Source organism: Streptomyces sp. NPDC047841, from assembly GCF_040704085.1.
Classification (GTDB): Bacteria; Actinomycetota; Actinomycetes; order Streptomycetales; family Streptomycetaceae; genus Streptomyces; species Streptomyces argyrophylli.
On the sequence record NZ_JBEYRP010000033.1, the window covers coordinates 1 to 25,351 of the forward strand.

23 protein-coding genes and 1 pseudogene are annotated in these 25,351 nt (G+C 72.2%); 10 read left to right on the top strand and 14 right to left on the bottom strand.

Features of this window, described 5'->3' with window-relative positions:
- Positions 1-958 precede the first annotated feature (958 nt).
- Positions 959-1,405, top strand: a complete 447-nt coding sequence (locus AB0947_RS36445) for a hypothetical protein (RefSeq protein WP_366754671.1) — start codon at positions 959-961, stop codon at positions 1,403-1,405.
- Between the two features lie 714 nt (positions 1,406-2,119).
- Positions 2,120-2,605: a DUF4265 domain-containing protein gene (locus AB0947_RS36450; protein WP_366754672.1), complete on the top strand. Its 486-nt coding sequence runs from the start codon at positions 2,120-2,122 to the stop codon at positions 2,603-2,605.
- 185 nt (positions 2,606-2,790) lie between these two features.
- Here the strand turns inward: AB0947_RS36450 and AB0947_RS36455 are convergent, their stop codons facing one another.
- Positions 2,791-3,087 (bottom strand): ribosomal protein L7/L12, encoded by a 297-nt coding sequence (locus AB0947_RS36455; protein ID WP_366754673.1) that lies wholly within the window; start codon positions 3,085-3,087, stop codon positions 2,791-2,793.
- A 29-nt stretch (positions 3,088-3,116) separates the two neighbouring features.
- A pseudogene (locus tag AB0947_RS36460) lies at positions 3,117-3,305 on the bottom strand (site-specific integrase); the annotation flags it as partial.
- Positions 3,306-3,537: 232 nt separating this feature from the next.
- Between AB0947_RS36460 and AB0947_RS36465 the strand changes: the two are divergent.
- A complete protein-coding gene (locus AB0947_RS36465; protein ID WP_366754674.1) occupies positions 3,538-4,029 on the top strand; it encodes a GIY-YIG nuclease family protein in 492 nt (163 codons plus the stop codon).
- A gap of 634 nt (positions 4,030-4,663) precedes the next feature.
- Positions 4,664-4,873: a hypothetical protein gene (locus AB0947_RS36470; RefSeq protein WP_366754675.1), complete on the top strand. Its 210-nt coding sequence runs from the start codon at positions 4,664-4,666 to the stop codon at positions 4,871-4,873.
- An 83-nt stretch (positions 4,874-4,956) separates the two neighbouring features.
- Here the strand turns inward: AB0947_RS36470 and AB0947_RS36475 are convergent, their stop codons facing one another.
- On the bottom strand, positions 4,957-5,328 hold the full coding sequence (locus AB0947_RS36475) for a hypothetical protein (protein WP_366754676.1): 372 nt from the start codon (positions 5,326-5,328) through the stop codon (positions 4,957-4,959).
- A gap of 336 nt (positions 5,329-5,664) precedes the next feature.
- Here AB0947_RS36475 and AB0947_RS36480 point away from each other — a divergent pair, with 336 nt between their 5' ends.
- A complete protein-coding gene (locus AB0947_RS36480; RefSeq protein WP_366754677.1) occupies positions 5,665-6,138 on the top strand; it encodes a carboxymuconolactone decarboxylase family protein in 474 nt (157 codons plus the stop codon).
- A gap of 17 nt (positions 6,139-6,155) precedes the next feature.
- Here the strand turns inward: AB0947_RS36480 and AB0947_RS36485 are convergent, their stop codons facing one another.
- Entirely contained in the window at positions 6,156-6,632 is a 477-nt protein-coding gene (locus AB0947_RS36485) for a DUF2000 domain-containing protein (protein WP_366754678.1), read from the bottom strand.
- Between AB0947_RS36485 and AB0947_RS36490 the strand changes: the two genes are divergently transcribed.
- Positions 6,631-7,428 (top strand): AraC family transcriptional regulator, encoded by a 798-nt coding sequence (locus AB0947_RS36490; protein WP_366754679.1) that lies wholly within the window; start codon positions 6,631-6,633, stop codon positions 7,426-7,428. The genes AB0947_RS36485 and AB0947_RS36490 overlap by 2 nt on opposite strands.
- Here AB0947_RS36490 and AB0947_RS36495 read toward each other — a convergent pair.
- The 3 genes from AB0947_RS36495 to mshA form a co-directional block, all read right to left on the bottom strand.
- Positions 7,407-9,056, bottom strand: coding sequence for a glycosyl hydrolase family 28-related protein (locus AB0947_RS36495; RefSeq protein ID WP_366754680.1), 1,650 nt, complete (start codon positions 9,054-9,056; stop codon positions 7,407-7,409). The genes AB0947_RS36490 and AB0947_RS36495 overlap by 22 nt on opposite strands.
- A 154-nt stretch (positions 9,057-9,210) precedes the next feature.
- On the bottom strand, positions 9,211-9,711 hold the full coding sequence (locus AB0947_RS36500) for a YbjN domain-containing protein (protein ID WP_366754681.1): 501 nt from the start codon (positions 9,709-9,711) through the stop codon (positions 9,211-9,213).
- Entirely contained in the window at positions 9,704-11,086 is a 1,383-nt protein-coding gene (gene mshA / locus AB0947_RS36505) for a D-inositol-3-phosphate glycosyltransferase (RefSeq protein ID WP_366754682.1), read from the bottom strand. Before mshA ends, AB0947_RS36500 begins: the two co-directional genes overlap by 8 nt.
- 248 nt (positions 11,087-11,334) lie before the next feature.
- Between mshA and AB0947_RS36510 the strand changes: the two genes are divergently transcribed.
- The 3 genes from AB0947_RS36510 (at position 11,335) to AB0947_RS36520 (ending at position 15,519) form a co-directional block, all read left to right on the top strand.
- Entirely contained in the window at positions 11,335-12,147 is an 813-nt protein-coding gene (locus AB0947_RS36510; protein WP_366754683.1) for a class I SAM-dependent methyltransferase, read from the top strand.
- A gap of 674 nt (positions 12,148-12,821) precedes the next feature.
- Positions 12,822-13,925, top strand: coding sequence for an NlpC/P60 family protein (locus AB0947_RS36515; RefSeq protein ID WP_366754684.1), 1,104 nt, complete (start codon positions 12,822-12,824; stop codon positions 13,923-13,925).
- A gap of 292 nt (positions 13,926-14,217) precedes the next feature.
- Complete coding sequence (locus tag AB0947_RS36520) at positions 14,218-15,519, top strand: fused response regulator/phosphatase (RefSeq protein ID WP_366754685.1); 1,302 nt, start codon at positions 14,218-14,220, stop codon at positions 15,517-15,519.
- Positions 15,520-15,615: 96 nt separating this feature from the next.
- On the opposite strand, the gene AB0947_RS36525 is transcribed toward AB0947_RS36520, so the two are convergent.
- From AB0947_RS36525 to AB0947_RS36535, 3 genes are all read right to left on the bottom strand, one after another.
- Complete coding sequence (locus tag AB0947_RS36525; protein ID WP_366754686.1) at positions 15,616-15,963, bottom strand: DUF2516 family protein; 348 nt, start codon at positions 15,961-15,963, stop codon at positions 15,616-15,618.
- Between the two features lie 109 nt (positions 15,964-16,072).
- Positions 16,073-16,687, bottom strand: coding sequence for a hypothetical protein (locus AB0947_RS36530; RefSeq protein ID WP_366754687.1), 615 nt, complete (start codon positions 16,685-16,687; stop codon positions 16,073-16,075).
- An 81-nt stretch (positions 16,688-16,768) separates the two neighbouring features.
- Positions 16,769-17,257 (bottom strand): helix-turn-helix transcriptional regulator, encoded by a 489-nt coding sequence (locus AB0947_RS36535; protein ID WP_366754688.1) that lies wholly within the window; start codon positions 17,255-17,257, stop codon positions 16,769-16,771.
- Positions 17,258-17,386: 129 nt separating this feature from the next.
- On the opposite strand from AB0947_RS36535, the gene AB0947_RS36540 reads away from it, so the two are divergent.
- Positions 17,387-19,756, top strand: a complete 2,370-nt coding sequence (locus AB0947_RS36540) for an excinuclease ABC subunit UvrA (RefSeq protein ID WP_366754689.1) — start codon at positions 17,387-17,389, stop codon at positions 19,754-19,756.
- Positions 19,757-19,771: 15 nt separating this feature from the next.
- On the opposite strand, the gene AB0947_RS36545 is transcribed toward AB0947_RS36540, so the two are convergent.
- From AB0947_RS36545 to AB0947_RS36560, 4 genes are read right to left on the bottom strand one after another with little or no spacing between them, the layout of a single operon-like run.
- Positions 19,772-20,245: an HAD domain-containing protein gene (locus AB0947_RS36545; RefSeq protein ID WP_366754690.1), complete on the bottom strand. Its 474-nt coding sequence runs from the start codon at positions 20,243-20,245 to the stop codon at positions 19,772-19,774.
- Positions 20,246-20,297: 52 nt separating this feature from the next.
- A complete protein-coding gene (locus tag AB0947_RS36550; RefSeq protein WP_366754691.1) occupies positions 20,298-22,352 on the bottom strand; it encodes an AAA family ATPase in 2,055 nt (684 codons plus the stop codon).
- A 50-nt stretch (positions 22,353-22,402) separates the two neighbouring features.
- The gene (locus tag AB0947_RS36555; protein WP_366754692.1) at positions 22,403-23,023 is read right to left on the bottom strand and encodes a TetR family transcriptional regulator; all 621 of its coding nucleotides are present in this window, start codon (positions 23,021-23,023) and stop codon (positions 22,403-22,405) included.
- 9 nt (positions 23,024-23,032) lie between these two features.
- Entirely contained in the window at positions 23,033-25,291 is a 2,259-nt protein-coding gene (locus AB0947_RS36560; protein ID WP_366754693.1) for an aminoglycoside phosphotransferase family protein, read from the bottom strand.
- Between the last annotated feature and the right edge of the window lie 60 nt (positions 25,292-25,351).

The window sequence follows — 25,351 nt, forward strand, 5'->3', positions numbered from 1 at the left end:
GGCGCGTTCGTCTACACGGCGGCCATCTCCGGCCTCGAAGGGAACTCCCCCTCCCCGGCCCCCTACGTCCACGCCTACAACGCAGCGGGCCAGGAGATCTACAACCAGCAGACGGAACCCACCGCCAAGCAGTAACACCCCTCGCCGCAAGCCCTCGCCGCGGCCCCGGCACCCTGCCCGGGCCGCAGCGACCACAACGACCACGCACTCCCCCCAAAACGCGGGCCCGGCACGTCCAGCCCTGCCCCCCATCCCCCTCGGGAGACCACTGCGAAGCTTCGGGCACCATGGCCTGTCACCACGGCGGTGAACCATCACATCCCCACCTCGTGACAACCCGACACCACACCACAAGACGTGGACCAGAACCTCTAACTGCGTGACAACCACGGCGGACAGTGACGAACGACGGCGGACGCATGCGGACTGTCGACACAGGTCAGCGGCACACTGCCCGCCGTTCAGCCCGCTGCCTAAGTTGCTTCGGGACGAAGAGGTCCTCAGCCAAGGCCCCCGCCGCCACGCTGCTACTGACGGGGCTTGCTCTGGTCGACGACATGGCAGCGTCGCTGAGGCCGGCGGGGGCGCGGCGAGGCACACGTGTGCGTAGTCGGTCAGCGCACCCGCCCTCGTGGCTGACTGTCGTCGGCTGAGGCTCAGACACTCCGGGGCTCCCAGCTCTGCCAAGGGACCTTCGAGGCGAAGGGACCGTGCCATACGGGTGCCAGATCGCGCGGGGAACCACGGGGAACAGCGGGAAGCTCCCCCGGTGCGACCAGGGCCCCAACACGGCTCCACCGCAGGTCAGCGCAGCAACCGCGGCCACAGAACCCGAGCTTCCCAAGCTGGGGTCCGATCGCTGCCCGATAGCCTGCTCCCCGTGCCGTTCGCTCAGGCGCCAACGGGCGCCCTCCAGCTGAAGTGGGAACTCCAGGACCATGGGTGGGCGAGGTGCCACATGGCCAATGACTCCCATCAGTCTTCGCTCGCAGTCAGCTACTGCACCGATGCGTTGGCGGATCTCGTGGCAGCTGCAGGAGGGCTGTACGGGCAGCAGCGCACGACCCGATTCTTCTTCGACGCCGAGCCGCAGGAAATCCGCTGGGTGCTCCGTGCAACGGGTGAACTGATCGACGTGACCATCTACGAGTTCCCCGATGTCTCGGTCAGCCCCGACCTACCGGACACCGACGGCACGGCGATCTGGCAGTCGACACACTCGCGTCGCCTGTTCTCCCACGCCGTGTTGAACGCCGCTCAGAATGTGTTCGCAGAGCACGGCGAGGCCGGCTATCAGGCCAAGTGGATGCTCCATCCCTTTCCCGTTGCTCTGGTCCAGGACCTCCGCAGACTGCATCTGCGTGACGACGCCTGCGGCCTGTCGCACGACCTCGCACATCCCTAGGCGAACGAGGGGTTCCTGACTTCCCAGGGCTCCCGCGGTGACACCCGATGTGAAGCCGCCGCTGCCCGAGTGCTGCCTGGAGCTGGTAGCGGGCCATGGCGCGAGGGTAGTGACGTCGATGTGAGCGATGACGCCACTTGGGCGGCGATATCCGTGACGCGCACTACCGACCCGCGTACGACGCAGCCGCGAACGTCTGCTCGGACATTTTCGACGCGATCCCCGTAGACCTTCACGACGTCGTACACGAGGCAGTCACGGCCGGATATGCAGCCGCACTGAGCGATCTCGAAGAAGGCAAGTTGGACGATCAAGTTCGAGAACGGTCCGAGATCAACGAGTGAGGCTCTGTTCCTCGGTTGAGTGGAAGCAGGAGAAGTGCGGTTGGCCGACGGACCGTGGCAGCTGCCGCAACAAGACGATGAAAGGCACGTCGCGTTGCTACCGCCACCAAGGTGACTGGACGAAGCGCGGCCAAGCCGAGCTGAAGAAGAAGGCGAGCAAGCGCCGCAAGAAGTAGGTAGGACTCGCGGGGTGAGTGTCCAACTGCGTGACAACGCCGCCGAACCTCGGTGGACGAGTGCGGACGGTTGCGGACCATCAGCGCAGGTGAGCGGTAGGCCAGCCCAAGGTCAAGGCTCCCTCCGATCGAAGAAGTCGCCGTTGAAAGAGGCCCCTCCGGGCAGCCTCGTTCGACGCGTGCATCCTGGCAGCATGAAGAATCCCGACGGCCCGTACGTGAAGGTGCACTTCCGGCTCGAGATAGAGGACGACTGGCCTCCGGCATCGGTGGAGAGCCTGTGGGCCGTCGACGAGGGAGACGGCACCGCACGGCTCGACAACATCCCCTGGTTCGTCCGAGGCATTGCCTGCGGGGACGTCGTGGCCACGCAACCCGACGAGGACGGGGTGCGATGGGCCGGCGAAGTGGTTCGGCGTTCGGAGAACTGCACCATCCGCCTCATCGTGCTCCGTGACGGCGGCTCGGGCCCGGCCCGGCAGAGCGTGATCAACGCGTTTCAGCAACTTGGCGTCGACGGCGAGGGCATAGAACGGTTCGGCATGGTGGCCCTGGACGTTCCGCCCACCGCTGATCTCGCCAAGGTGCAGAGGCTCCTCAACCACGGCGTGGCCGAGGACTGGTGGGACATGGAAGAGGGGTGTATCACCGCTCAGTGGCGAGCCGCTTCAGTCGGCTGAAGCCGATCACGTGGGCCATGGCTGGGCGACCTCTGGGCCACGGCGGATCGGTGTCCCGACCTGCAAAGGTCCAGCGTCTCAAGATCTCCGGCAACACCCAGGGCAAGAGCAAGTGATCACCCCCAGATAGGCCCCCTGCCTGCGGGTTCTCCGCTGGGAGGTGGCTCGTCGCTGTCTCTGGCCCGTCAGGGCGATGGGGCCGTGCGCCCTCCGGGCTCCGGCTCCTGTCTCCACTCCGCTCTGGCGCCGGCGCTTTGGAGCACAGCGACAGCGGATTGGGCCCTGTACGCCGACAGCCCGCCACGGAGGGTGACGGGCGCCTGGCGCGCCAGGTCCCGGCTGTGCCACAAGCTCTGCCCAGTCACCTTGCGCACCGCCAGGATCACATCCATCGCGCGGGGCCCGCAGTCGATGAGCACCACCTCGTGAGACGGATCGTCGCAGAGCACCGTGTAGTACTCGGTGGATTCCTCGTCGGACATCTCGCCCTCCTGCCTCAGCGAACGGGAGCTTATGCGCCCTCGAAGACGGCAGCCACGGCTTTTCGGGTGCGCTCCTGGCTGGACGGCATGAGGTGTGCGTACACGCGGAGGGTCAGGCCCGGATCCGAGTGGCCGAGGTACTCGGCGAGGGCCTTGATGTTCTCTCCGACATCCAGGAGCACCGAGGCGTAGATGCCGTTCTCACGGGACTCGGCGTACGACCCGCCCGGCTTCGCTCGGTGATCACGCCAGGCCGTTCGCCCAGGTCAGCGCACAGACCGGCCGCAAATAGTCGCAGCCTCCCAAGCTGATGTCGCGCAGTCACGTAGGCGAGGACGTTCTGTCAGCGGCGACCAGTAGCCTGCGACGATCAGTCGTCGCGCGCCTGGAGATGCCGTGGAAGCTACCGCTCTCGTCAGTCCCGATCGGTTGTGGTCGGCGCAGGAGGTCTTGGTTCGTCCGAGTCCTGTCCCGGCGGCGGCGGGAGTCTACGGGTGGCACTTCGAGCAGCCGCCCCACCCCGACCTGAAGGCCGGGCGCCTGCTGTACGTCGGTATAGCCCCGCGGTACATGGCGAACCGGGCCAGCACGCAGAACCTGCGCAAGCGGGTGTCCTATCACTACCGGGGCAACGCGGCCGGCTCGACGCTGCGGCTCACCCTTGGATGCCTGCTCGGACTTGAGCTGCGCCGTGTGGGCAGCGGCAAGCGGATGACCTTCGGCAAGGCCGGCGAAGCCACCCTGAGCCAGTGGATGGCGGACAACGCGCGGGTGTGCTGGATCGAGCGGAGCGAACCATGGGACCTGGAGTCACAGCTCATCACCCAACTCGACGTCCCGCTGAACCTCGACCAGAACCGCCACAACGCGTTTCACAGCCGCCTGAAGGAGCTACGGGCCCAAGCCCGTCAGCGAGCACGGGAGCTGCCCATCAGCTCATAGGCCATCGAACGGGCCACCGGACCGTTCTCTGGGCCGTCCCTGGGCCGCCCGAGGCCGCTCGACAGTGGCGCTCGACAGTGGCCAGGGAGACCAGTGACGACCACCGGCGTACGAGCCCTGGGCCTGACCAGCAAAGCCCAGCTCGCCAAGATCCCCGACAAGACCCAGGGCAAGAAGAAGTAACCCCGTTCGATCAAGCCCCTTGCCCGCGGGTTTCTCGCGGGCAAGGGGCTTGTCCCTGTCCCCGGCCTGCCCTGAGGCCACCCCCGGACCGCTCGGCGGATCCGCCGGACGTGACGGCGCCGGCCCGCCGCGGCTGCCGTCCCGCGACGATCTCCTCGGCCGCACCGAGGACCAGGTGCCACGGGTACTCACGCGGCTCGCCCTCCCCTGGCCGGTTGTCGGACCCCCGCCCCTGCGCATCCACGACGACCTCGCCACGTCGAAAACCGGCGGGCAGCCTTGGCGTCGTCGGCCCGCGTTTCCACAGGTCAACCGGCCAAGAGACCACCCCTCGGCCAGCCCGGCCTCTTCGCTCCATCACCCGAATGGCCCAACCTGGCGTGCCACCCACGTGGGTGAAGATCAGGCTGAGTAGTGCCCCAATCCAGGCAATCCGTGAAAGGGGAACCACATGCGCGTTCGACGCATCCTCGCCGCCGGCATCGCCACGGCGGCCCTCACCGGACTCGGCCTCACGAGCGCTGCCACCGCCATCGCCGCCCCCGCACAGGGTGCCCACTCCTACGTCACCCCTTCCGAGTGCAAGCAGGGCGGCGGGATGGCCGATCTGAAGGACAACCTCTGTAAGGGCGGGACGCACGACGGGGAGAAGGTCGACTAAGCCCCGGACACGGCAGACGGCACGCACCCGGCGCGGTTCCCGGCGCCGGGTGCGTGTTCGGCCTGCCTTCACATCGGTTCGGGTCACTTCAGTTGCGGTACGCAGCCGAACCAGTTCACCGCGTGCTCGTCCTTCGTGTAGCCCAAGCACCTCAGTGTCTTGTCGTGCAGGGTGCTGGTCCCGGCGATGTTCTCGTCCAGGTAGTCGGTCTTGTGGCGGGGCTGGACGAGGGTGTCGATGTCGATGACGTACCAGCGGTGCTTCTGCTCCGGGATGTCGCAGCCGTGGGCGGTGACGTTGCGGCTCGGCCCTTCGCTCCATATCGGGCGTTCGGCACGCTCGCAGTGTGCCTTCCCGGATGCGGCGGCGGTGCCGGCACCGGTGCCGAGCAGCGCCCCGGCACCCATGGCCACCACCGCGGCGGCGCCCAGCAGACGGTGCGGGATGCGGTTCATCAAGTGGTTCTCCCTGGCGGTCACGATGACGGGTCGGATACGGCGGGACAGAGACGGCGGGACAGGTGGGGTTGGACGGATGGGACTGGACAGAGACGGCGGACAGATAACGCGGGACCACGGTCACGGACGCGGGACAAACCGTCCGCTTCTGTGATCGTCACACCGGTTCCGGCGCCCGTCCTGGCGGGGAGCCCGCCCGTCCCACGTCCCGGTGACAAGCGTGGTGCCAATGCAGCAGGGGCAGTGACGCGGGTCACACGGGGGCGCGTCACATGCCCGGCCTCCCCTCCGTCAATGAGGTGCAAGCAGCCGCCATCGACCCCGGAGCACACCATGGACGCTCGGCTCGACCTCTTCGCCAGTCCCGTCGCCGGCAAGGTGTTCAAGCACTTCGCCGCCGCCGGCAAGGCGGTCACGGAGTCCTCGCTGCCCGCCGCCACGCAGGAGCTGGTGAAGATCCGCGCCAGCCAGATCAACGGGTGCGGGCCCTGCCTCGACATGCACACCAAGGAGGCCCTGGCGGCCGGGGAGACCCCGACCCGGCTGCACCTGGTCGCGGCCTGGCGTGAGGCCGGCGTGTTCAGCGACGCCGAGCGGGCCGCGCTGGAGCTGGTGGAGCAGGGCACCCGGATCGCCGACGCGGCCGGCGGGGTGCCGGACGAGGTCTGGGCGAACGCGGCCAAGCACTACGACGAGGAGCAGCTCGCCAACCTGGTCGTCCTCATCGCCGTGATCAACGCCTACAACCGCCTCAACGTCGTCGTCCGGCAGCCCGCCGGCGACTACGTTCCCGGCACGTTCGCCTGACGCACCGGAGGACGGCCTCACGGGTGCATGCGCGCGCCCTTCAGGACCTTGTCCACCGCGTTCCTCGGTCCGTACACCGCCAGGCCCACCAGGTCCAGCTCGGCGGTCGGGACGGCGCGGACGGCCGCGCGGTTGTCGCGGTCGTTGCCCGTGGTGAACAGGTCCGCCGTGAACACCGCGCACGGCAGGGCCCGGGTCAGCGCCCTGCCGTGCGCCGCCTTCAAGGTCTCCTTGGTGCCCTCGAAGACCAGCACCGGCTGGCGGAACATCGGCAGGTACGACACGCCGTCCGCGTCCTCGTACGGGTCGCCGACCACCTCGGGGAGTGTCGGGCCCAGGCCGCTGACCAGGAACGCGGTGACGTTCAGGCGCTGCCAGGGTTCCAGGTCCTCGCGCAGCAGCACGGCGATCTTCGTGTCGAAACGGATGGGTTCAGTGTTCATGGACTGAGACTCGCGGCCGGGTACCGGTCGCGTCTTGTACGTTTTTTGCATGGCCGCCGGTCAGGAACTCGTCAGCGCGTGGCGTCCCCGGGTGCCGGGCGTCACCGAGGTCTTCCACGCGCGCTTCACCGAGTACGCCTATCCGATGCACGTCCACGACGCCTGGACGCTGCTCATCGTGGACGACGGGGCCGTACGGTACGACCTCGACCGGCATGAGCACGGCACCCCGCTCGACACCGTGTCGCTGCTGCCGCCGCACGTGCCGCACAACGGCTCGCCGGCCACGCCCGGCGGTTTCCGCAAGCGGGTCGTCTATCTGGACGGCAGCCGGCTCGGGGAGGAGTTCATCGGGCCCGCCGTGGACTCCCCCGACCTGCGGGACCCCGTGCTGCGGCTGCGCGTCGGGCAGTTGCACGCCTCCCTCGCGCGGCCCGGGGACGAGCTGGAGGCGGAGAGCAGGCTGGCCCTCGTCGCGGAGCAGCTTCGGCTCCGGCTGCGGCGGCGCGCGACCGGGGGACGGCAGCACCGTCCCGTACTCGCCCGCAGGCTGCGGGAGTTGCTGGACGCGCGGGTCGTCGAGGGGGTCTCGCTGGAGGAGGCCGGCCGGTTGCTGCACGCCCATCCGGCGCACCTCATCCGGGCGTTCAGCGGCGCGTACGGCATCGCCCCGCACCAGTACCTGATGTCGCGGCGGGTCGGGCGGGCCCGGCGGCTGCTGCTGGACGGGGTGCCGCCGGGCGAGGTGGCCCCGGTCGCCGGGTTCTACGACCAGGCCCATCTCACCCGGCACTTCAAGAAGCTGGTCGGGGTGACGCCGGGGCGTTACCGGAGCAGGGCGCGCTGAGCCTCGTAGAGGTTGCGCGGGTGTACGGCGTCCGTGGTGCCGTACAGCTCCAGGCGGGAGTGCAGGTCGCCGGTGAAGTCGGGGACGTCGGTCTGGTCGAACTCGCGGACCTCGTTGATGCCGACGGTCGCCGAGTACGGGGCGAGGCCGTCGATCTTCACGAGGCCGGCGCGGCCGTTGGTGACCCGGATGTTCCAGTGGGTGAAGCGGGCGCCGAAGAGCGGGCCGGCGCTGGCGTCCCCGCCGTGGCGGCCGTTGTTGTTCACGGTGATGTCGGTGCGGACGTTGGCGAAGGGCAGGCCGCGGTGGCTGTCGAAGGTGCCCATCCGCATGTCGCCGCGCGACCAGACGTTGTGGGAGGAGAGTCCTTCGACGTTGATGCCGTGCAGTTGGGTGTTCGCGGGCGCGGGGACCGTGCGCTCCTCGATGGTGAAGTCCTCGACCAGGTTGTCGTGGGAGCCCTCGCGGCAGAAGTACGGGTGGTGCGAGCCCCGGCCGGCGACCCGGGTACGGCGCAGGGTGCAGGCGGAGGCGGCGACCAGGCCGAAGCCGTTGTCGACGTGGCGAACCGTGACGTCGTCCACCCAGCAGTCGTAGGCGCACTGGAGGACGACGCCGTTGTAACCCTTGTCGAGGAGGTGGGGGGACTGCGGGGTCTGCACCGCTTCCAGGGTCAGGCCCTCGACGCCCGATCCGGTCAGTTCCGGCACGTGCGTGGTCAGGCGCGGGTCCCACTCCGGGCGGAGGTCGAGGGGCAGGGGGCGTTCCAGGGTGACGCGCCGGCCGTGGACGCGGTGGACGCGGACGGGCCATTCGTAGGGGACGTACGAGGTCAGTTTCGTCTTGTCGTCCCAGACGTACGCCGCCGGGCCGGGGCCGTCGCCCGCCATGTGCCGCAGGAGGGTGTGGGCGGCGTCGTCGGCGAGGCGGAGCAGGACGAGCCGGCCGGGGCGGAGGGCGGAGGGGTCCTCGACCGTGACCGTCCACGAGCCGCGCTTCGCCGGGGCGACGGGGGTGAGGGTCGTCCACTCGTCGCGCCTGTTGCCGGTCCAGCCCTCGAAGGGCCAGGCCCGGTCCCTGATGGCGGCGGTCAGGGATTCCCAACGGGCCCTCGGGGCCAGCCAGATGAGGCCGCCCGCCCAGGACCAGGAGGACTTGTCGCCGCCGTAGCGGGAGCCGTAGACGCCGATCAGTTCGGTGAGGTTCTTCGTCGCGTACAGGGTCGTACGGCCGCTGCCGGCGCCGCGCAGCACGACGCCGGACTCGCCGAGGCGGATGACGTCGTCGATGCGGTAGGTGCCGGGCGGGATGGTGACCGTGCCACCGCCGGCCTTTCCGGCGGCGGCGATGGCACGGTTGATCGCGGGGGCGCAGTCGGTGGTGCCGTCGGGTACGGCGCCGTACGCGGTGACGTCGGCGACGACCCGGGGGCGGGGGAGGCGGCCCGCTCCGGCCCGGCAGCCCGCCCGGCCGATGTACGGGATCTGCGGGTGGGTGAGCGGGGTGTGGGTGAACTCCCGCCAGAGGTCGGGGGGTTCGGCTGCTCGCGCGGTGCCGGTCGCGGCGCCCAGGGCCACCGCGGTGGCGCCGGCGAGCAGGGTCCGTCTGGTGAGGTGCGCGTTGCTCATGTCCACCCGCCCCTTCGTCCTCCGGCGTGCACGCCGGTTGCCGATCCACGAAGTCGATTCATAAATATGAACCATGTTCAGGAATGCGTTGGCGGTGAGCATGCCACTGTGCCCGGCGGGCGGGAAAGGGGTCGTACGGAAGAAAAGCGAGACGTCAGTCCGCCGGGCGGTCGATCAGGTGCATGAACGCCTCCAGGTTGCGCGTGGATTCGCCGCGCGCCACCCGCCAGGCGTACTCCTTGCGGATCGAGGAGGCGAAGCCCAGCTCCAGCAGGGTGTTGAAGGCGCCGTCGGCCGCTTCCAGGACCTGGCCGAGGAGGCGGTCCACCCCGTCCGGGGTGACGGCGGCGAGCGGCAGCCGGGCGGTGACGTAGACGTCGCCGAGGTGGTCCACGGCGTAACTCACGCCGTAGAGCTTGAGGTTGCGCTCCAGCAGCCAGCGGTGGACGCCCGCCTCGTTCTCGTCGGGGTGGCGGATGACGAAGGCGTTGAGCGAGAGGGAGTGGCGGCCGGCGAGGAAGGACACCGTGGTGGACAGCTTGCGCGTGCCGGGGAGCGTGACCACGTAGTTGCCGGGCTCGGGGCTCTCCCACTCCAGTTCCGCGTCCCGGAAGACGCTCTCCAGGACCTGTCCGGCCTTCTCGACATCACCCATGGTGGGAGCGTACGCGACGGCGGTGGGACTGGGTCGCGGCCGTGTAGACGTCGGCGGTGGCGGCGGCGGCCGCGTCCCAGCCGAAGGACTGGGCGTGCCGGGCGGCGGCCCGGCCCATGCGCGCCGAGAGGCCGGGTTCGTCGGCGAACCGGCCCAGTACGCGCGCGTAGTCGGCCGGATCGTGTCCCTCGACGAGGAAGCCGGTCTCGCCGTCCCGCACGGCCACCGGCAGCCCGCCGACCGAGGCCGCGAGCACCGGCGTCCCGGACGCCTGCGCCTCGATGGCGACCAGACCGAAGGACTCGCTGTACGACGGCATGACCAGGACGGACGCGGCCCGGAACCAGTCCGCCAGCTGCTCCTGGCCGACCGGCGGGCGGAACCGTACGACGTCCGCGATGCCCAGCCGGGCCGCGAGCTTCTGGAGTCCCTCCGGCTTGGCGAGCCCGCTGCCGCTGGGGCCGCCGACGACCGGGACGAGGATGCGGGAGCGCAGCTCCGGGCGCTCGTCCAGCAGTACGGCCACGGCGCGCAGCAGGATGTCCGGCGCCTTCAGGGGCTGTATGCGGCCCGCGAAGAGGGGGATCAGGGCGTCCGGTGGGAGGCCGAGACGGGCACGGGCGGCGGCGCGGGCGTCTTCCACGCGGGCGGGCGAGCCGTCCGCCGGGACGTCACCCTTGGAGAAAGGGCGGAAGCGGTCCAGGTTCACACCGGGGTGGACGACGGCGACCTTCGCGGGGTCGGCGGCGTAGTGCTGGACCAGCTCGCCGGCCTCCTCCGCCGTGTTGGCGATCAGCCGGTCGGCGGCGGCCACGATCTGGGTCTCCCCGATGACCCGGGCGGCCGGCTCGGGGGTGTCGCCGTCGGCCAGGTTGGCGTTCTTGACCTTGGCCATGGTGTGCATGGCGTGCACCAGGGGCACGCCCCAGCGCTGGGCGGCGAGCCAGCCGACGTGGCCGGAGAGCCAGTAGTGGGAGTGGACGAGGTCGTAGTGGCCGGGGCGGTGACCGGCCCAGGCCTGCATCACGCCGTGGGTGAAGGCGCACAGCTGGGCCGGGAGGTCCTCCTTGGCCAGGCCCTCGTAGGGGCCCGCGTCGACGTGCCGGACGAGGACGCCGGGGGCGAGTTCGACGGTGGGCGGCAGGCCGCCGGCCGTGGCCCGGGTGAAGATCTCGACCTCGATGTTGATCGCGGCCAGCCGCTGGGCCAGCTCCACGATGTAGACGTTCATGCCGCCCGCGTCACCGGTGCCGGGCTGGTGGAGCGGGGAGGTGTGCACGGACAGCATGGCGACCCGGCGGGGCCTGCGGTACAGCCGCAGTCGCGTGCCGGCCGACGGGGAGCGTCGCCCGAGCCTGCTGACGTACTGGCTCACCTGGCGTTCCTCCTTGTTGCGGGCATGCCTGACGAGGGCCCACCTCGCCCTCCAAGCTGGTCCAACAGCGAGCGGGCGCCCGGCCATTTCCCCCCCCAGACGGCTTTGCCGAATCATTACCCATGATCGATCAACCGTTCGAACACGGTCGACGTCGGCGGCAGCGGGCCCGGCGGGGCGTGCGGAGGGGCCTCGCCCCCGTACAGCCCCGCGTCCCCGCGGGCCCCGGCACGCTTACCCTCGTACCCATGACAGCCCGCACAGCCACCCGGCCCGTCGGAGCCGTGACGCGCGGGACCACCAACCCCAACCGGCTCCGCCGCATGGACCGCTGGATCGCGGCCACGCACGGCGCCGAGCTGCGCCGCGCGAGCGACCCGGTGGCGATCGACCTGGGATACGGCGCCGCCCCCTGGACCGCCGTCGAGCTGCTGACCCGGCTCCGCGCGGCAGCGCCCCGCACGCGCGTCGTCGGCGTGGAGATCGAACCGGAGCGGGTGGCGGCGGCCCGGCCGTACGAGCGGGAGGGGCTGGCCTTCCGGCACGGCGGCTTCGAGGTCCCGGTCCCCGGGCGACCGCTGCTGATCCGGGCCGCCAACGTGCTGCGCCAGTACGACGAGGGCGAGGTCGCGGCGGTGTGGGAGCGGCTGTGCGCGCGGCTCGCCCCGGCGGCCGGCGGCTCGCGCGGCGGGCTGCTGGTGGAGGGGACGTGCGACGAGATCGGGCGGCGGCACGTGTGGGTGGCGCTCGGCCCGGAGGGTCCGCGCACGGTCACCTTCGCCACCCGGCTGGGCTCCCTGGACCGCCCCTCCGACCTCGCCGAGCGCCTGCCGAAGGCGTTGATCCACCGCAACGTCCCGGGCGAGCCGGTGCACGCCTTCCTGCGCGACTTCGACCGCGCCTGGGCCGCCGCCGCGCCCTACGCCTCCTACGGCGCCCGCCAGCGCTGGCTGCGCACCGTGCGGGACCTGAGGGCCGACTGGCCCGTCACCGACACCCCGGCCCGCTGGCGACAGGGCGAAGTGACGGTGGCCTGGACGGCGTTGGCACCCCGCGTCTGATCCCTACGCGACGCCCTGGGGTCGGGTCCGAGACGCCGGCGCGGGCGGTGATGCCCTCGGCGTGACCCGAAGCACCGGCCCCGGCCGTGACGCCCCGCGCTTGAGCCCTGCGCACCAGTCCCGGCGCCGACACCCTGGGGGCGGGTCCCGGCCACCGGCCCCGGCGCCGACACCCCGGACTTGAGTCCCGCGCACCGACCCCGGCCGCAACCCCCGGACGTGACTCCGAAGCACCAGCCCCCGCCATGACGCCCCGCGCTTGAGCCCTGCGCACCGGCCCCGGGGCCCTCCGATGCCCCGAACTTCACATCGACAGGCCCGCCAGTGACACCCCAGGCCCACTCCAACACCCCGACCCCACAGCCACACCCCCGGGGCGCCGGCTACGACGCCCCGAACCCCGCAGCACCACGAACCCGCCCCTCCCGACCCCGCCACCCCGAACCCCGCCCCCCCACCCCGCACCTGACCCCGTGTCGGATTCACCCGTTCGGGGTGCCGTGGGCGGAACGATCCCCGTGCGTCGTTCGTCACACCGGCGAGGAGATCGTCGTATCCGGCGATGAGCGGGGGAATCCCGGTTTCCGACGGCCTCTGTCGCTTTGCGCGCGGCCGTGGCACGATCCCTCAGACGTCCGTAAGTTACTGACGGTAAATCAGTTTGGGGGAGACGTATGGGACCGGGCAAGCGCGGCCTGCTCACGGCCGCCCTGACCGTGATCTGCGCGGTGACCGTCCTGTCGGCGCCCGGCACGGCGTTCGCCGCCCCCGAGCCCCCGCGCACCCCGTCGGGGACCCCCGCCCCCACGGCGTCCCCCGGACCGGCCGCGACTCCCGCGCCCGACAAGGATCTCGAAGAGGTCCGCGCGAAGCTCGACAAGCTCTACCACGACGCGGCCGTGGCCACCGACGCGTACAACGCGGCGGAGGAGAAGGCGGAGAAGCAGTCCGCCGAGATCGCGGCGCTGGCGAAGAAGATCGTCGACGGCCGGCGGAAACTGGAGGAGCTCAAGGACCAGGCGGGCGCCGCCGCCCGCGACCAGTACCGCACGGGCGGCCTGTCCGACACCGCCCGGTTCCTGCTCAGCGACGACCCGGGCCAGTTCCTGGACGGCGCCGGACGGGCGCTCCAGGGCCAGCAGGCGGCGCGGAAGCTGATGGCGGAAAAGGCCCGCACCCAGCAGGAGTTGCAGAACTACGCCGACGACGCCTCCGCCCGCTGGAAGGAGCTGGAGGCGAACCGCAAGGCGAAGGACGCCGCCAAGAAGAAGATCGAGAAGCAGATCGACGCGGCCGAGAAGCTCCAGTCCCGGCTGGAGAAGAAGGAGAAGGAGCGGCTCGCCGAGCTGGAGCGGGAGGCCGCGGCCAGGGCGCAGACCGCCTGGCTGGACACCGGTGCCCTCGGGGACGTCCACGGAAAGGCCTCCACGCAGGGCGAGAAGGCCGTGCAGTACGCCACCCGGCAGCTCGGCAAGCCGTACGTGTGGGGCGCCGAGGGCCCGGACTCCTTCGACTGCTCGGGCCTGACCTCCCAGGCCTGGGCGGCGGCCGGCCACCCCGTCCCGCGCACCTCGCAGGAGCAGTGGAAGCAGCTCAAGCACGTCGCGGTGAAGGACATGCGGCCCGGTGACCTCGTCATCTACTTCGACGACGCCAGCCATGTCGGGATGTACATCGGCGAGGGCTCGATCATCCACGCGCCGCGCCCCGGGCGGACGGTGACGATCGCGGGCGCCGGATCGATGCCGATCCTCGGGGTCGTACGGCCGGACGCGTGACCGGCCGCACACCCGCCGCGGGGCGGGTCATCTCCCCGGTGACGCGCGTCATGTGACCCGTCGCACGCCCGATCTCCCCCAAACTCCCCCAGGACGTGAGCTTCGTCATCCCGTACCGGCCGTCGGCGTGTCCAACTGCGGTACGGAAAGCGGCATATGACAGTGGCGGGCAGCGGAGCGACGCGGCTCACACCATTCCATCGGGGCGGTCCCAGCCGCTATGGTCCCGGTCGGTGGGTCGAGACCCCTCGACGCCGCCGTGCCCTCGGGGGGAGGGAAGGAACCCAGGACAATGCCCGTACCCGTACCGCGGCAGAGAGCGATCCCGGCCGTGGAGAGTGGTCAGGCGCAGGCCGCCCGCGCAGCCGGCGGCCCCCTCAAGGAAGAGGCCCACCGCGACGCCACGGCCGTGAACGGCACCGGCGCCACTCTCACCCTGCTGCTGATCGAGGACGATCCGGCCGGCTCCCCGGTCGTGCCCGACCTGCTGGACCCGGCCGGCAAGCCGATCCGCGTCCGCACCGCCCGCAACCTCACCGAGGCCGGGCGGCTGCTCACCGACGACGTCCACTGCATCCTGCTGGACCTGGCGCTCCCGGCGCCCGGCGGCAGCGACAGCGACGACGAGCTGGCCGTGCTCCGGCACGTCCTCCAGCTCGCGCCCCGGCACGCCGTGCTCGCGCTGACCGCCTCCGGCGACGCCGAGCGCGGCGCCGAGGCCGTGCGCGTGGGCGCCCAGGACTACCTCTTCCGGGACGAGCTGGACGGCCGGCTGCTCAGCCGCGCCATCCGCTACGCGGTGGAGCGGAAGCGGTCCGACACGGCCGAGCGGCGGCTCGCCGAGGGCAAGATGCGCGCGCAGGAGAACCGCCGGCTGGAGCGCGGCCTGCTGCCGACCCCGCTGCTGGAGGGCTCCTCGCTGCGGTTCGCCGCGCGCTACCGCCCCGGCCGGTCCCGGGCCCTGCTCGGCGGTGACTTCTACGACGCCGTCCGCACCCCCGACGGCACCGTGCACGCCATGATCGGCGACGTGTGCGGGCACGGCCCGGACGAGGCCGCGCTCGGTGTGGAGCTGCGCATCGCCTGGCGGGCGCTGACCCTGGCCGGGCTGTGCGGGGACGAGCTGCTGAACACGTTGCAGCAGGTGCTGGAGCACGAGCGCGCCGACGAGGAGATCTTCGCGACGCTGTGCACGGTGGACATCGCCCCCGACGGACGGCGGGCCGGCCTGTGCCTGGCCGGTCATCCGGCCCCGCTGGTCGCCCGCCCGGGCCGGCCGGCGCAACTGCTCCCCTACGAGAACAACGGCCCGGCCCTGGGGCTGCTGCCCGGCGCCCGCTGGCCGCGGATGCAGGTGGAGCTGGGTGCCGAGTGGAGCCTGATGCTCTACACCGACGGGCTGATCGAGGGCCGGGTCGGTGAGGGCGGGGAGCGGCTCGGTCAGGACGGCATGCTGGAGATGATCCGGCGGCAGCTGTCCGAGGGACTGCGGGGCGAGGAGCTGCTGCGGGCCGCGGTGAGCGAGGTGCGGGACCTCAACGGGGGTGAGCTGACCGACGACGTCGCGGTGGTGCTGCTGGACCGGACGCGGTAGGCGCGCTCCCGCCGTCCGGCGGTTCCGCGCCGTCGCCGGGTACGGGCGGCCCGGGGGCCGGCCCTGCGCACCCGGCGCTCCCGCGGCGGGGCGCCGTCAGCGGCCGCCGTTGTACGGGCCGTACGGGCCGTCGCTGCTGCTTCCGCCCCGGCGGCGGCCCCATCCGCGGCCGCCGCCCACCCGCTGGAGGGCGGGGCGGACGTCGACGAGGTAGACGATGCTCGCCACCGCGCCGGCGATGGGGAGGATGGACAGGAGCGAGAACAGGTAGCTGACCACGAGGGTGATGCCGAGGATGATCAGCCAGAAGACCTTGTTCTGCTTGTCGGCGGCACGGAAGGCGTCCTCGCGCCGGAACGCGGCGTCGAACAGCCCGAACGCGGCCAGGGCCATCAGAATGATCTTCAAGATGCCCAGGAAACCCGCGAAGCCCAACATCAGCATGCTGCCCACCGCCCGTTGATGACCGATCCCTGCTACGCCGCCACCGTACCCATAGAACGGGCCGGACACCCCAAAGGTGCCCGGCCCGGATCCGTCTCGTCGGCCATGGTCACTGGGCCGGCGGGATCGTCTTCTTCGCCGTGGTGGACGGGGTGGCGGTGGTCTTGCGGGGGGCCGGGGCCTTCTTCGCCGCGGACTTCCTGTCCGCGACCGGGTCGGCCTTCGCCTCGGCCGGCTTCGGCTGGTCGTCCTTGACGTCGACCGGCTCGGCCTTGCCCTCGACCGCGATCGCCAGGTCCTCGATCTCCTCGGCCGCCTCGCCGCGCCAGGTCTTCACGGCCTGCTCGCCGTGCTCGGCGACCCGCTCGTAGGTCTCGCGGGCCTTGACGGCGTACTCGGCGGCGACGCCGACGCTGCGCAGGGCGAGGTCCTGGGCGGTCTCGCCGAGCTTCTTGAGGTCGACGTCGATGGTTCCGATGAACTCGGTGACCTTGGCCTGAAGGGTCTCCTGCGCCTCCTTGGCGCGGGCGGCGGCCTTCTCCTGCACGGCCTTCGGGTCGGTGTTGCGCACGGCCTCGATGCGCGCCGGGGCCTCGGCGCGCAGCTGGTCGACCAGGGCCGGCACCTTCTTGGCCTGCTGGAACGCCAGGTCGGCGGTGCCGGCGGCGAAGTAGAACGGGGTCGGGTCGCTGAGGGTCTTGCGCAGGTCGTCGGTGATGGCCATGGTGAGGGTCCTCCCGGATCGGATTCGCGTTCGGCTGGGTGGGTGTGGTCCGCGGCGGGCGTCCGGAGCCCTGGTCCGGCGTCAGCCGGCCGTCCGCCGCGGGCCGGCGTCCATGTCACTTCCGGTGGCATCGCCGGAGCCGGCCGCAGGACTGCCGCCGCCGGTCCCCTGGTCCACGGGTCCGTCCCCGGGGCCGTCCTCCTCGGCGCGTTCGCCGATCCCGAAGCCGTTCTCCTTGCGGAACGACTCGTAGATCTGGAGCAGCACCTGCTTCTGCCGCTCGTTGAGCGTGGGGTCGGCGAGGATGACGGCGCGCGTCTCGACCTCGTCCCGGTCCCGTTCGGCGTCGAGGATGCCGGCGCGGACGTACAGCGTCTCGGCGGAGATGCGCAGGGCCTTGGCGACCTGCTGGAGCACCTCCGCGCTGGGCTTGCGCAGCCCGCGCTCGATCTGGCTCAGGTACGGATTGGACACCCCGGCGGCGTCGGCGAGCTGCCGCAGCGACAGCTGGGCGTTCCGCCGCTGTTCGCGCAGGTACTCACCGAGGTTGCCGACGTTCAGCGATGCCATGCCTCCACCTTGCCCACCCTCGCTAACAATTGCAAGCACCCGCTTGCAAGAGTGTGTCGTGTCACGGGTCGAGGAACGCGTCAGGAATGGAGAAGCGCCCCCCGGCGGGGCGCCGCTACGGTGGCCGGCATGGACGACGCCTTCGCACCGCACGCCGCCGACAGTCATGACCTGATCCGTGTGCACGGGGCACGCGAGAACAACCTCAAGGACGTGACCGTCGAGATCCCCAAGCGCCGGCTCACGGTGTTCACCGGGGTCTCCGGCTCGGGCAAGAGCTCGCTGGTGTTCGACACCATCGCCGCCGAGTCGCAGCGGCTGATCAACGAGACGTACAGCGCGTTCGTCCAGGGCTTCATGCCCACGCTGGCGCGGCCCGAGGTCGACGTGCTCGACGGGCTGACCACCGCGATCATCGTCGACCAGCAGCGGATGGGCGCCGACCCGCGCTCCACGGTCGGCACCGCGACCGACGCCCACGCGATGCTGCGCATCCTGTTCAGCCGGCTCGGCACCCCGCACATCGGCTCGCCCAAGGCGTTCTCCTTCAACGTCGCCTCGATCAGCGGGGCGGGCGCGGTCACCGTGGAGCGCGGCGGGAAGACGGTGAAGGAGCGCCGCGCGTTCAGCATCACCGGCGGCATGTGCCCGCGCTGCGAGGGCCGGGGCGCGGTCACGGACATCGACCTGTCCCAGCTCTACGACGAGGACAAGTCGCTCAGCGAGGGCGCGCTCACCATCCCCGGCTACAAGCCCGGCGGCTGGAACCACCGCCTCTACACCGAGTCGGGCCTCTTCGACCCGGACAAGCCGATCCGCACGTTCAGCCGGCGGCAGCTGGACGACTTCCTGTACCGCGAGCCGGTCCGGATGAAGATCGCCGGCATCAACATGACCTACGAGGGCCTGGTGCCGCGCATCCAGAAGTCGATGCTCGCCAAGGACCGGGAGGCGATGCAGCCGCACATCCGGGAGTTCGTGGACCGGGCGGTCACCTTCACCACCTGCCCCGACTGCGACGGCACCCGGCTCAGCGAGGCGGCCCGGTCCTCGAAGATCAAGGGGATCAGCATCGCCGACGCCTGCGCGATGCAGATCAGCGACCTGGCGGCGTGGGTGCGCGGCCTGGCCGAGCCGTCCGTCGCGCCGCTGCTGACCGCGCTGGGCGAGACGCTGGACTCGTTCGTGGAGATCGGTCTCGGCTACCTCTCCCTGGACCGGCCCGCGGGCACGCTCTCGGGCGGCGAGGCGCAGCGGACGAAGATGATCCGCCACCTCGGCTCCTCGCTGACCGACGTCACGTACGTCTTCGACGAGCCGACCACCGGCCTGCACCCGCATGACATCCGGCGGATGAACGACCTGCTGCTGCGGCTGCGCGACAAGGGCAACACGGTGCTGGTGGTGGAGCACAAGCCGGAGGTCATCGCGATCGCCGACCACGTGGTGGACCTCGGTCCGGGCGCCGGCACGGCGGGCGGCACCGTCTGCTTCGAGGGCTCCGTCGCCGGGCTGCGGGCGAGCGGCACGCTCACCGGGCGGCACCTGGACGACCGGGCGGCGCTGAAGAAGACGGTGCGCACGCCGACCGGGGCCCTGGAAATCCGCGGTGCCACCACCCACAACCTGCGGAACGTGGACGTCGACGTCCCGCTCGGCGTGCTCACGGTCGTCACCGGGGTCGCCGGTTCCGGCAAGAGCTCGCTGGTGCACGGCTCGATCCCGGCCCGCGAGGGCGTGGTGTCGGTGGACCAGGCGCCGATCCGTGGCTCGCGGCGCAGCAACCCGGCGACGTACACCGGTCTGCTGGAGCCCGTCCGCAAGGCGTTCGCCAAGGCCAACGGGGTGAAGCCGGCGCTGTTCAGCGCGAACTCCGAGGGCGCCTGCCCCTCCTGCAACGGCGCCGGGGTCGTCTACACCGACCTGGCGATGATGGCCGGGGTGGCGACCACCTGCGAGGAGTGCGAGGGCAAGCGGTTCGACGCCTCGGTGCTGGAGTACCGCCTGGGCGGGCGGGACATCAGCGAGGTGCTGGCGATGCCGGTGACCGAGGCCGAGGAGTTCTTCGGCGACGGCGAGGCCCGCACCCCGGCCGCCCACCGCATCCTGCGGAACATGGCCGACGTGGGCCTCGGCTACCTGACCCTGGGCCAGCCGCTCACCACCCTCTCCGGCGGCGAGCGGCAGCGGCTGAAGCTGGCCACGCACATGGCGGAGAAGGGCGGGGTGTACGTCCTGGACGAGCCGACCACCGGTCTCCACCTCGCCGACGTGGAGCAGTTGCTGGGCCTGCTCGACCGGCTGGTGGACGCCGGCAAGTCGGTGATCGTCATCGAGCACCACCAGGCGGTCATGGCGCACGCCGACTGGATCATCGACCTCGGTCCCGGCGCCGGTCACGACGGCGGCCGCGTCGTCTTCGAGGGCACCCCCGCGGACCTGGTCGCGGCCCGTTCCACCGTCACCGGCGAGCACCTGGCGGAGTACGTGGGCGCGTGAGGCGCGCACGCCGCGTCAGTGTGCTTCCAGCCACCGCTCCAGCGCGGCGAAGTCGGCCTCCGTCAGGCCGTACCGGTGGTCGACGCGGTACGGCAGGGTTGGGGCCGGGTGGTGGGCGGCGAGCCAGGCGCGGTCGGCCCCGGTGATCTCGTCGTCCACCCAGACGAAGGGCCGGCCCGCCGCCCAGCGGGCCAGCGGCCGCGTCTTCCAGTGCCGCGGGCCCGGCGGCTCGTCCGCGTCGGGCCACCGCACGACCGGCAGCGGGGGCAGGCCCAGCCACGGCGCGAGGCAGTCGTTGGCGTCGTCCGCCCACGTCGTCGCCCACACCAGCTCGCAGCCCAGCGCCGTCAGCCTCGGCCCCAGCGCGGGGTCGACGCGCGGCAGCAGCGGGTGGCCGGCGGGCACCGGCGGGCCGTCGTGGAGCGGGTAGGCGTGGTCCGCCGCCCCGAAGGGGAGGAGCGGGCCGTCGACGTCGAGGAAGAGCAGCATCACCCTTCAGGTTCGCCCCCGGGGGCACCGGCCGTCCAGGGGCCGCCCCCGGTCAGAACGGCAGCGGCCGGCTGTGAACGACGTCCAGCCGGGACACCGCCCGGGTGAGCACCACGTACAGCCGGTGGGCGCCGCGTTCCTCCGCCTCGGCCACGGCCGCCGGTTCCACGGCGACGACGTGGTCGTACTCCAGGCCCTTGACCACGCTCGCGGGGACGACGGTCAGCCGGGCGCCGGGGGTGCCGGGGCCGGCCGGGGCGAGGCCGGCCCGGTCGAGCGCCGCCCGCACCCGGCCGGTGTCCGCGTCGGCCGTGACCACGCCGACCGAGCCCTCCCGGGCGAGGGCGTCGCGCGCGGCGGCCACGGTGGTGCCGAGCAGGTCCTCGGCGGGCCGCAGGGTCAGTTCCCCGTCGGTGCGCAGGGAGGTGGCGGCGGGCACGGCGACGTCGAGGCGGGCGAGCAGCCGGTTGGCGAGCGCGAGGACGGCCGCCGGCACCCGGAACCCGGTGGTCAGCGGGACCACGGCCGCGTCCGGCCGGCCGAGGTGGCGCAGCTGGACGGGCCAGTCGCGGGCGGCCCACGGGGTGGTGCCCTGGGCGAGGTCGCCGAGGACGGTCAGGGAGCCGAAGGCGGCCCGGCGGGCGATGGCCCGGCACTCCATCGGCGACAGGTCCTGTGCCTCGTCGACGACGAGGTGGCCGTAGCCCTCGGGGTGTTCGACGAGCCCGGCGAGTTCGTCGAGCAGGACCAGGTCGGCGGCCGACCAGCGGGCCGACTTGTACGAGCGCGGCGGCCGGGACCAGGGCAGTGCCGCCTGCTCGTCCGGGTCGAGCAGGTTGTCCGCCGCGCGGGCCAGCGCCTCGCCGCCGGTGAGGAGTCCGGCGAGGACCTCCTCGGGCCGGACCTTCGGCCACACGCTGTCGAGGTGCTCGGTCAGCGGCCGGCAGCGCTCGACGCGGCGCACCCAGGAGGCGGGCAGCACCCCGGAGCGCCGTTCGGCCCGGTCGCGCAGCAGCCGCACCACCCGGGTGCGCACCCGCTCCCGTCCGACGGCGTACGGCGGTTCCTCGGCGCGCACCTGGGCGACCAGACCGGCGAGTTCGGCGGCGGAGACGCGCCAGCGGTAGGAGCCGTCGGGCACGACGAGGTCGGTGGCGCCGTCGGTGGTGACGCGCGCGTACAGCGCCCGGCGCAGCACCTCGGCCATGCGCGGGTCGTGCTTGACCACGGCGGTCCTCAGCGGGTCGGTGCCGGTGACCGGGTGGCGGGCGATCTCGTCCAGGAGGGTGGACTGCCGATAGCCCCCGTCAGTCGCTCCGCGACGGGCGGTCTCGCCGAGGGAGGGCAGCACCTCGGCGATGTAGGTGAGGAAGGTGCGGTTGGGGCCGAGGATCAGCAGGCCGGAGCGCTGGAGCCGCTTGGGGTGGGTGTACAGCAGGTACGCGGCGCGGTGCAGGCCGACGGCGGTCTTGCCGGTGCCGGGGGCGCCCTGCACGCAGACGGAGTCGGTGAGGGCGGCGCGGACGAGGTCGTCCTGCTCCGGCTGGATGGTCGCGGCGATGTCCCGCATGGGGCCGACGCGGGGCCGTTCGATCTCGCGGGCCACGATGTCGCTGGTCCGGGACTCGCCCCGGCCCAGGTGCTCGTCCTCCAGGCCGGTGAGGCCGGCGGAGTCGCCGCGGCTGCCGGGCGCCCAGCCGAACCGGCGCCGGACCGCCACGCCCTGCGGTTCGCGGGCGCTCGCCTGGTAGAAGGCGCGGGAGACGGGGGCCCGCCAGTCGACGACGAGCGGCGGTGCGGCCGGGTCCTCGGTGATGCGGACCCGGCCGACGTGGTAGCTCTGCCCGCCGTGTCCGGGGGCGTCGTCGGCGAAGTCGAGCCGCCCGAAGAACAGCGGGCCCGGCGGGAGTTCGCGCAGGGCCTTGGCCTGGCTGCGCAGCCGGCGGCCGAGGACTTCGGCGTCGGCTCCCGAGGCGGAGACGTCCTCGCCGATGACGACCTGTTCGGCGGCGCCCTCGACCATCGCGGCGAGGGCCGTGCGGCAGGTGTCGTGGTAGGCGCGCTCGGTGTGCAGGGCGTCCGTGAGGGCGGGGTCGAGTGACGTCATGGCGTCAGCGTACCGCCACAACGTTACCGAGTTACATTTCTAACCGAGTATCACTCCAGGTCCCGGCCCCGCGGCCCCGGCAGCCCCTCGGCCAGCCGCCGGAACGCCCGCTCCGCCGCCGCCACCGCGTCCGGCGCCACCTCCGCCACCGGCTCCCCCGCCGCGATCCGCCGCCAGTTGTCCAGGGCGAGGACGCGCTGCACGGCGATGATCTGCGCGGCGGCCAGCCGTGCCTCCAGATCGCCCCCGAGCGCCTGCGCGAGCGCCGCCTCCGACCGCTCCTGGTGGGCGTACGCCCGCGCCACCAGGGACGGGGTGCCGTAGAGCAGGCGGTGGAAGGCGAGCACACCGGGGTGGTCGTTCAGCCCGGTGACCGGGTCGCGCCGCTCCAGGCCCGCGAGGAAGTGCCGGCGCAGCGCGTCCACCGGGTCGGCCGCCCCGGCGGCCACCCGCGCGGCCTCCGTCTCGTGGTCCGCGATCCGGTGCAGGACCAGGTCCTCCTTGGCCGGGAAGTACCGGAAGAGGGTCGGCTTGGAGATGCCGGCCGCGGCGGCGACCTCCGCCACGGACACCGCGTCGAAGCCCCGCTCCAGGAACAGCCGTACGGCGGTGTCCGACACGTCCTGGTACATCCGCTGCCTCTTGCGCTCGCGCAGGCCCATCTCACCCATGGGGCGAGCCTACGCAGGGCCGTCCGGACCGGTGCGCAGGCCCAGCGCGCGGGTGAGGTAGGGATTGGACCGGGGCGGGATGGTCAGGCCCAGCGACGCGGTGGCCGCCGCCAGGGTCATCGCGTACGAGTCCAGTGCCCGGCGGACGTTGGGCGCCTCCCGGCTCGCTCCGGTGACCAGCCGGTCGAGGTCGACGTACGCCGAACGCACCGTCTCGATCCACCGGTACACCCGCCAGTCCTGACGCCAGTTCCGGGTGCACTCCCGTGGCAGGCGGCTCTCCCAGCGGCGGAACATGCGGTCCCGGATCTCCGGCCGGGTGGGGGTCAGGTGCATGTGCCGGACCAGGTCGTAGAGCGGGTCCCCGACCAGCGCCATCTCCCAGTCGATCAGGGTCAGCGCCAGGCCGTCGTCCCGGCGCACCAGGTTCCAGGGGTTGAGGTCGCCGTGCAGCAGGGCCGGGGTGCGGCGGGTGAGCCGGTGCCGGCCGAGGATCTCGCGCAACCGGGGCGCGCCGGGCAGCCCGAGGAAGCGGGCCAGCTGCTGCGACTCCTGGGGCAGACCGGCGACGAGCAGGACGAGCTGGTCGCTGAGCCAGTCGTAGAAGTCCAGGCGGACGGCGACCGGATCGAGCTGGGCGTGGTCGACCTCGGTGAGCGCGGCGAGCTGGTCCACGAGTCCGTCCGCCTCCTGCGGAAGCAGCCCGTGGACCGGGTGGGCGGGCTTGCGGCCGGGATCGCGCGGACCCTCGTAGGTGTGGATCGCGAAGCGGTCCCCGGAGTACGCCCGGTTGCCGGAGTGGCTCTCCCCCAGCGCCAGGACCCTGGGCGCGGCCACCGCCGCCCCGGACTGCTCGATCGCCCGCAGCACGGCGTGCTCGCTGAGGAAGCTGCGTTCCAGCCGGCGGGCGTCCGCCACCTTGCGCCGCACGACGACGGGGCAGCCGGTGCCGGGAGCCCACACCACCGTGTTGAGGTGCACCGTGCCCTTGAACACCCGCTCGGCCGGGGCCGCGCCCTCCAGGAGCAGGGCGTCCCCGACGGCCCGGCGGGGGAAGCCGGGGTGCTCCGGGACGCGCCCGTCCGGCTTCCAGTCGATGGCCCGGGTGACCCGCCCGCCGCGCCCGGTGCCGCCCCGCCACACCGCGTCGCCCGCCGCGGCCCGCCAGCGGTAGAGGATGCCCTCGATCTCCCGCTCCCCGGGCACCTGGCCCAGGCGCAGCGGCTCGGCGGCGAGCTCCAGGGCGCGGTGCACGCGGGCCGTCGCCTCGTCCAGGCTCTTCTGGTCGAAGGCGTCCTGGAGGGACTGCGCCGCCCTCATCACATCGGGGTACACCGACTGGGCCCGCTCGAAGGCGAGGTAGTGGGGCAGGTCCCTGGCCACCCCGTTGACGGCGGCGGGCCGGACCGCCTGCACGGCGTGCGCCCAGGCGTCGACGACCTCCTTCTCCTGGTGGTCCGGGTAGCGCATCCGGACCAAGTGGGTGGCGAGGTCGTGCAGCGGGTCGCCGTAGCTCGCCAGCTCCCAGTCGACGCAGATCAGGGGCGGGTCGCCGCCGTACGACATGATCACGTTGTCGCGGTGCAGATCGGCGTGGAGCAGGCTGTACGGCCGGCGTGCCATGGCCGGGACGCGTTCGGCCAGCCGCACCAGCGCGTCCTCCGGGATGCCCAGGGCGGCGAACAGGCCGCCGAACGCGCTCCAGTTGGGCTGCCGGATCTGCAGGTCGGCCATGCGGGCGAGGGCCTGGAGGAAGCCCTGGCTGTCGGTGTAGTTGCGCGGCCACAGCGGCGGCAGCGGCGGCAGCGTGGCGCTGCTGCGCACCTGGGCCGTCTCGGCGAGCAGTCCCGCCAGCGCTCTTATCAGCAGGCCGTCGACCGGCTTGCCGTCGCCGCACACGCTGGACAGCGGTACGCCGTCCACATAGCTGTGGATGGCGAAGCCGTCGCCCTCGGCGAGGCACTCGGGCACGTTGGGCAGCACGCCGTTGACGGCCCGCAGGATCGCCGACTCGTTCTGCCAGGTGCGGATCACCACCGGCAGCGCGCCCTTGCGCCGCACCCGCACGGTCACGGGGACGCCCGGCTCCCGGCCGAGCAGCCGGGCCACCGGCTCGGACAGCGGGACCACGTAGTTCTGGTTGTGGAACCCGCCGCTGGCCGCCCCCTCGGCGGCGGCGTACTCCAGGAACGTCTGGAGGACGGCCTGGCTCCGGGCTCCATCGGCGCGGCCCCCGGTCGTGTCGAGGGGGACGGGAGGTGCGCCCACTGGCCGCTCCGGAGGTTCGATCGCGCGAGAACACGAAAAGGGGAAGGCTGGGGAAACGGT

Coding starts and splice junctions, on each gene's coding strand:
- AB0947_RS36445 (WP_366754671.1), top strand. CDS start 959: ATGGCCAATGACTCCCATCAGTCTTCGCTCGCAGTCAGCTACTGCACC.
- AB0947_RS36450 (WP_366754672.1), top strand. CDS start 2,120: ATGAAGAATCCCGACGGCCCGTACGTGAAGGTGCACTTCCGGCTCGAG.
- AB0947_RS36455 (WP_366754673.1), bottom strand. CDS start 3,087: ATGTCCGACGAGGAATCCACCGAGTACTACACGGTGCTCTGCGACGAT.
- AB0947_RS36470 (WP_366754675.1), top strand. CDS start 4,664: ATGCGCGTTCGACGCATCCTCGCCGCCGGCATCGCCACGGCGGCCCTC.
- AB0947_RS36475 (WP_366754676.1), bottom strand. CDS start 5,328: ATGAACCGCATCCCGCACCGTCTGCTGGGCGCCGCCGCGGTGGTGGCC.
- AB0947_RS36480 (WP_366754677.1), top strand. CDS start 5,665: ATGGACGCTCGGCTCGACCTCTTCGCCAGTCCCGTCGCCGGCAAGGTG.
- AB0947_RS36490 (WP_366754679.1), top strand. CDS start 6,631: ATGGCCGCCGGTCAGGAACTCGTCAGCGCGTGGCGTCCCCGGGTGCCG.
- AB0947_RS36485 (WP_366754678.1), bottom strand. CDS start 6,632: ATGCAAAAAACGTACAAGACGCGACCGGTACCCGGCCGCGAGTCTCAG.
- AB0947_RS36495 (WP_366754680.1), bottom strand. CDS start 9,056: ATGAGCAACGCGCACCTCACCAGACGGACCCTGCTCGCCGGCGCCACC.
- AB0947_RS36500 (WP_366754681.1), bottom strand. CDS start 9,711: ATGGGTGATGTCGAGAAGGCCGGACAGGTCCTGGAGAGCGTCTTCCGG.
- AB0947_RS36510 (WP_366754683.1), top strand. CDS start 11,335: ATGACAGCCCGCACAGCCACCCGGCCCGTCGGAGCCGTGACGCGCGGG.
- AB0947_RS36515 (WP_366754684.1), top strand. CDS start 12,822: ATGGGACCGGGCAAGCGCGGCCTGCTCACGGCCGCCCTGACCGTGATC.
- AB0947_RS36520 (WP_366754685.1), top strand. CDS start 14,218: ATGCCCGTACCCGTACCGCGGCAGAGAGCGATCCCGGCCGTGGAGAGT.
- AB0947_RS36525 (WP_366754686.1), bottom strand. CDS start 15,963: ATGCTGATGTTGGGCTTCGCGGGTTTCCTGGGCATCTTGAAGATCATT.
- AB0947_RS36530 (WP_366754687.1), bottom strand. CDS start 16,687: ATGGCCATCACCGACGACCTGCGCAAGACCCTCAGCGACCCGACCCCG.
- AB0947_RS36535 (WP_366754688.1), bottom strand. CDS start 17,257: ATGGCATCGCTGAACGTCGGCAACCTCGGTGAGTACCTGCGCGAACAG.
- AB0947_RS36540 (WP_366754689.1), top strand. CDS start 17,387: ATGGACGACGCCTTCGCACCGCACGCCGCCGACAGTCATGACCTGATC.
- AB0947_RS36545 (WP_366754690.1), bottom strand. CDS start 20,245: ATGCTGCTCTTCCTCGACGTCGACGGCCCGCTCCTCCCCTTCGGGGCG.
- AB0947_RS36550 (WP_366754691.1), bottom strand. CDS start 22,352: ATGACGTCACTCGACCCCGCCCTCACGGACGCCCTGCACACCGAGCGC.
- AB0947_RS36555 (WP_366754692.1), bottom strand. CDS start 23,023: ATGGGTGAGATGGGCCTGCGCGAGCGCAAGAGGCAGCGGATGTACCAG.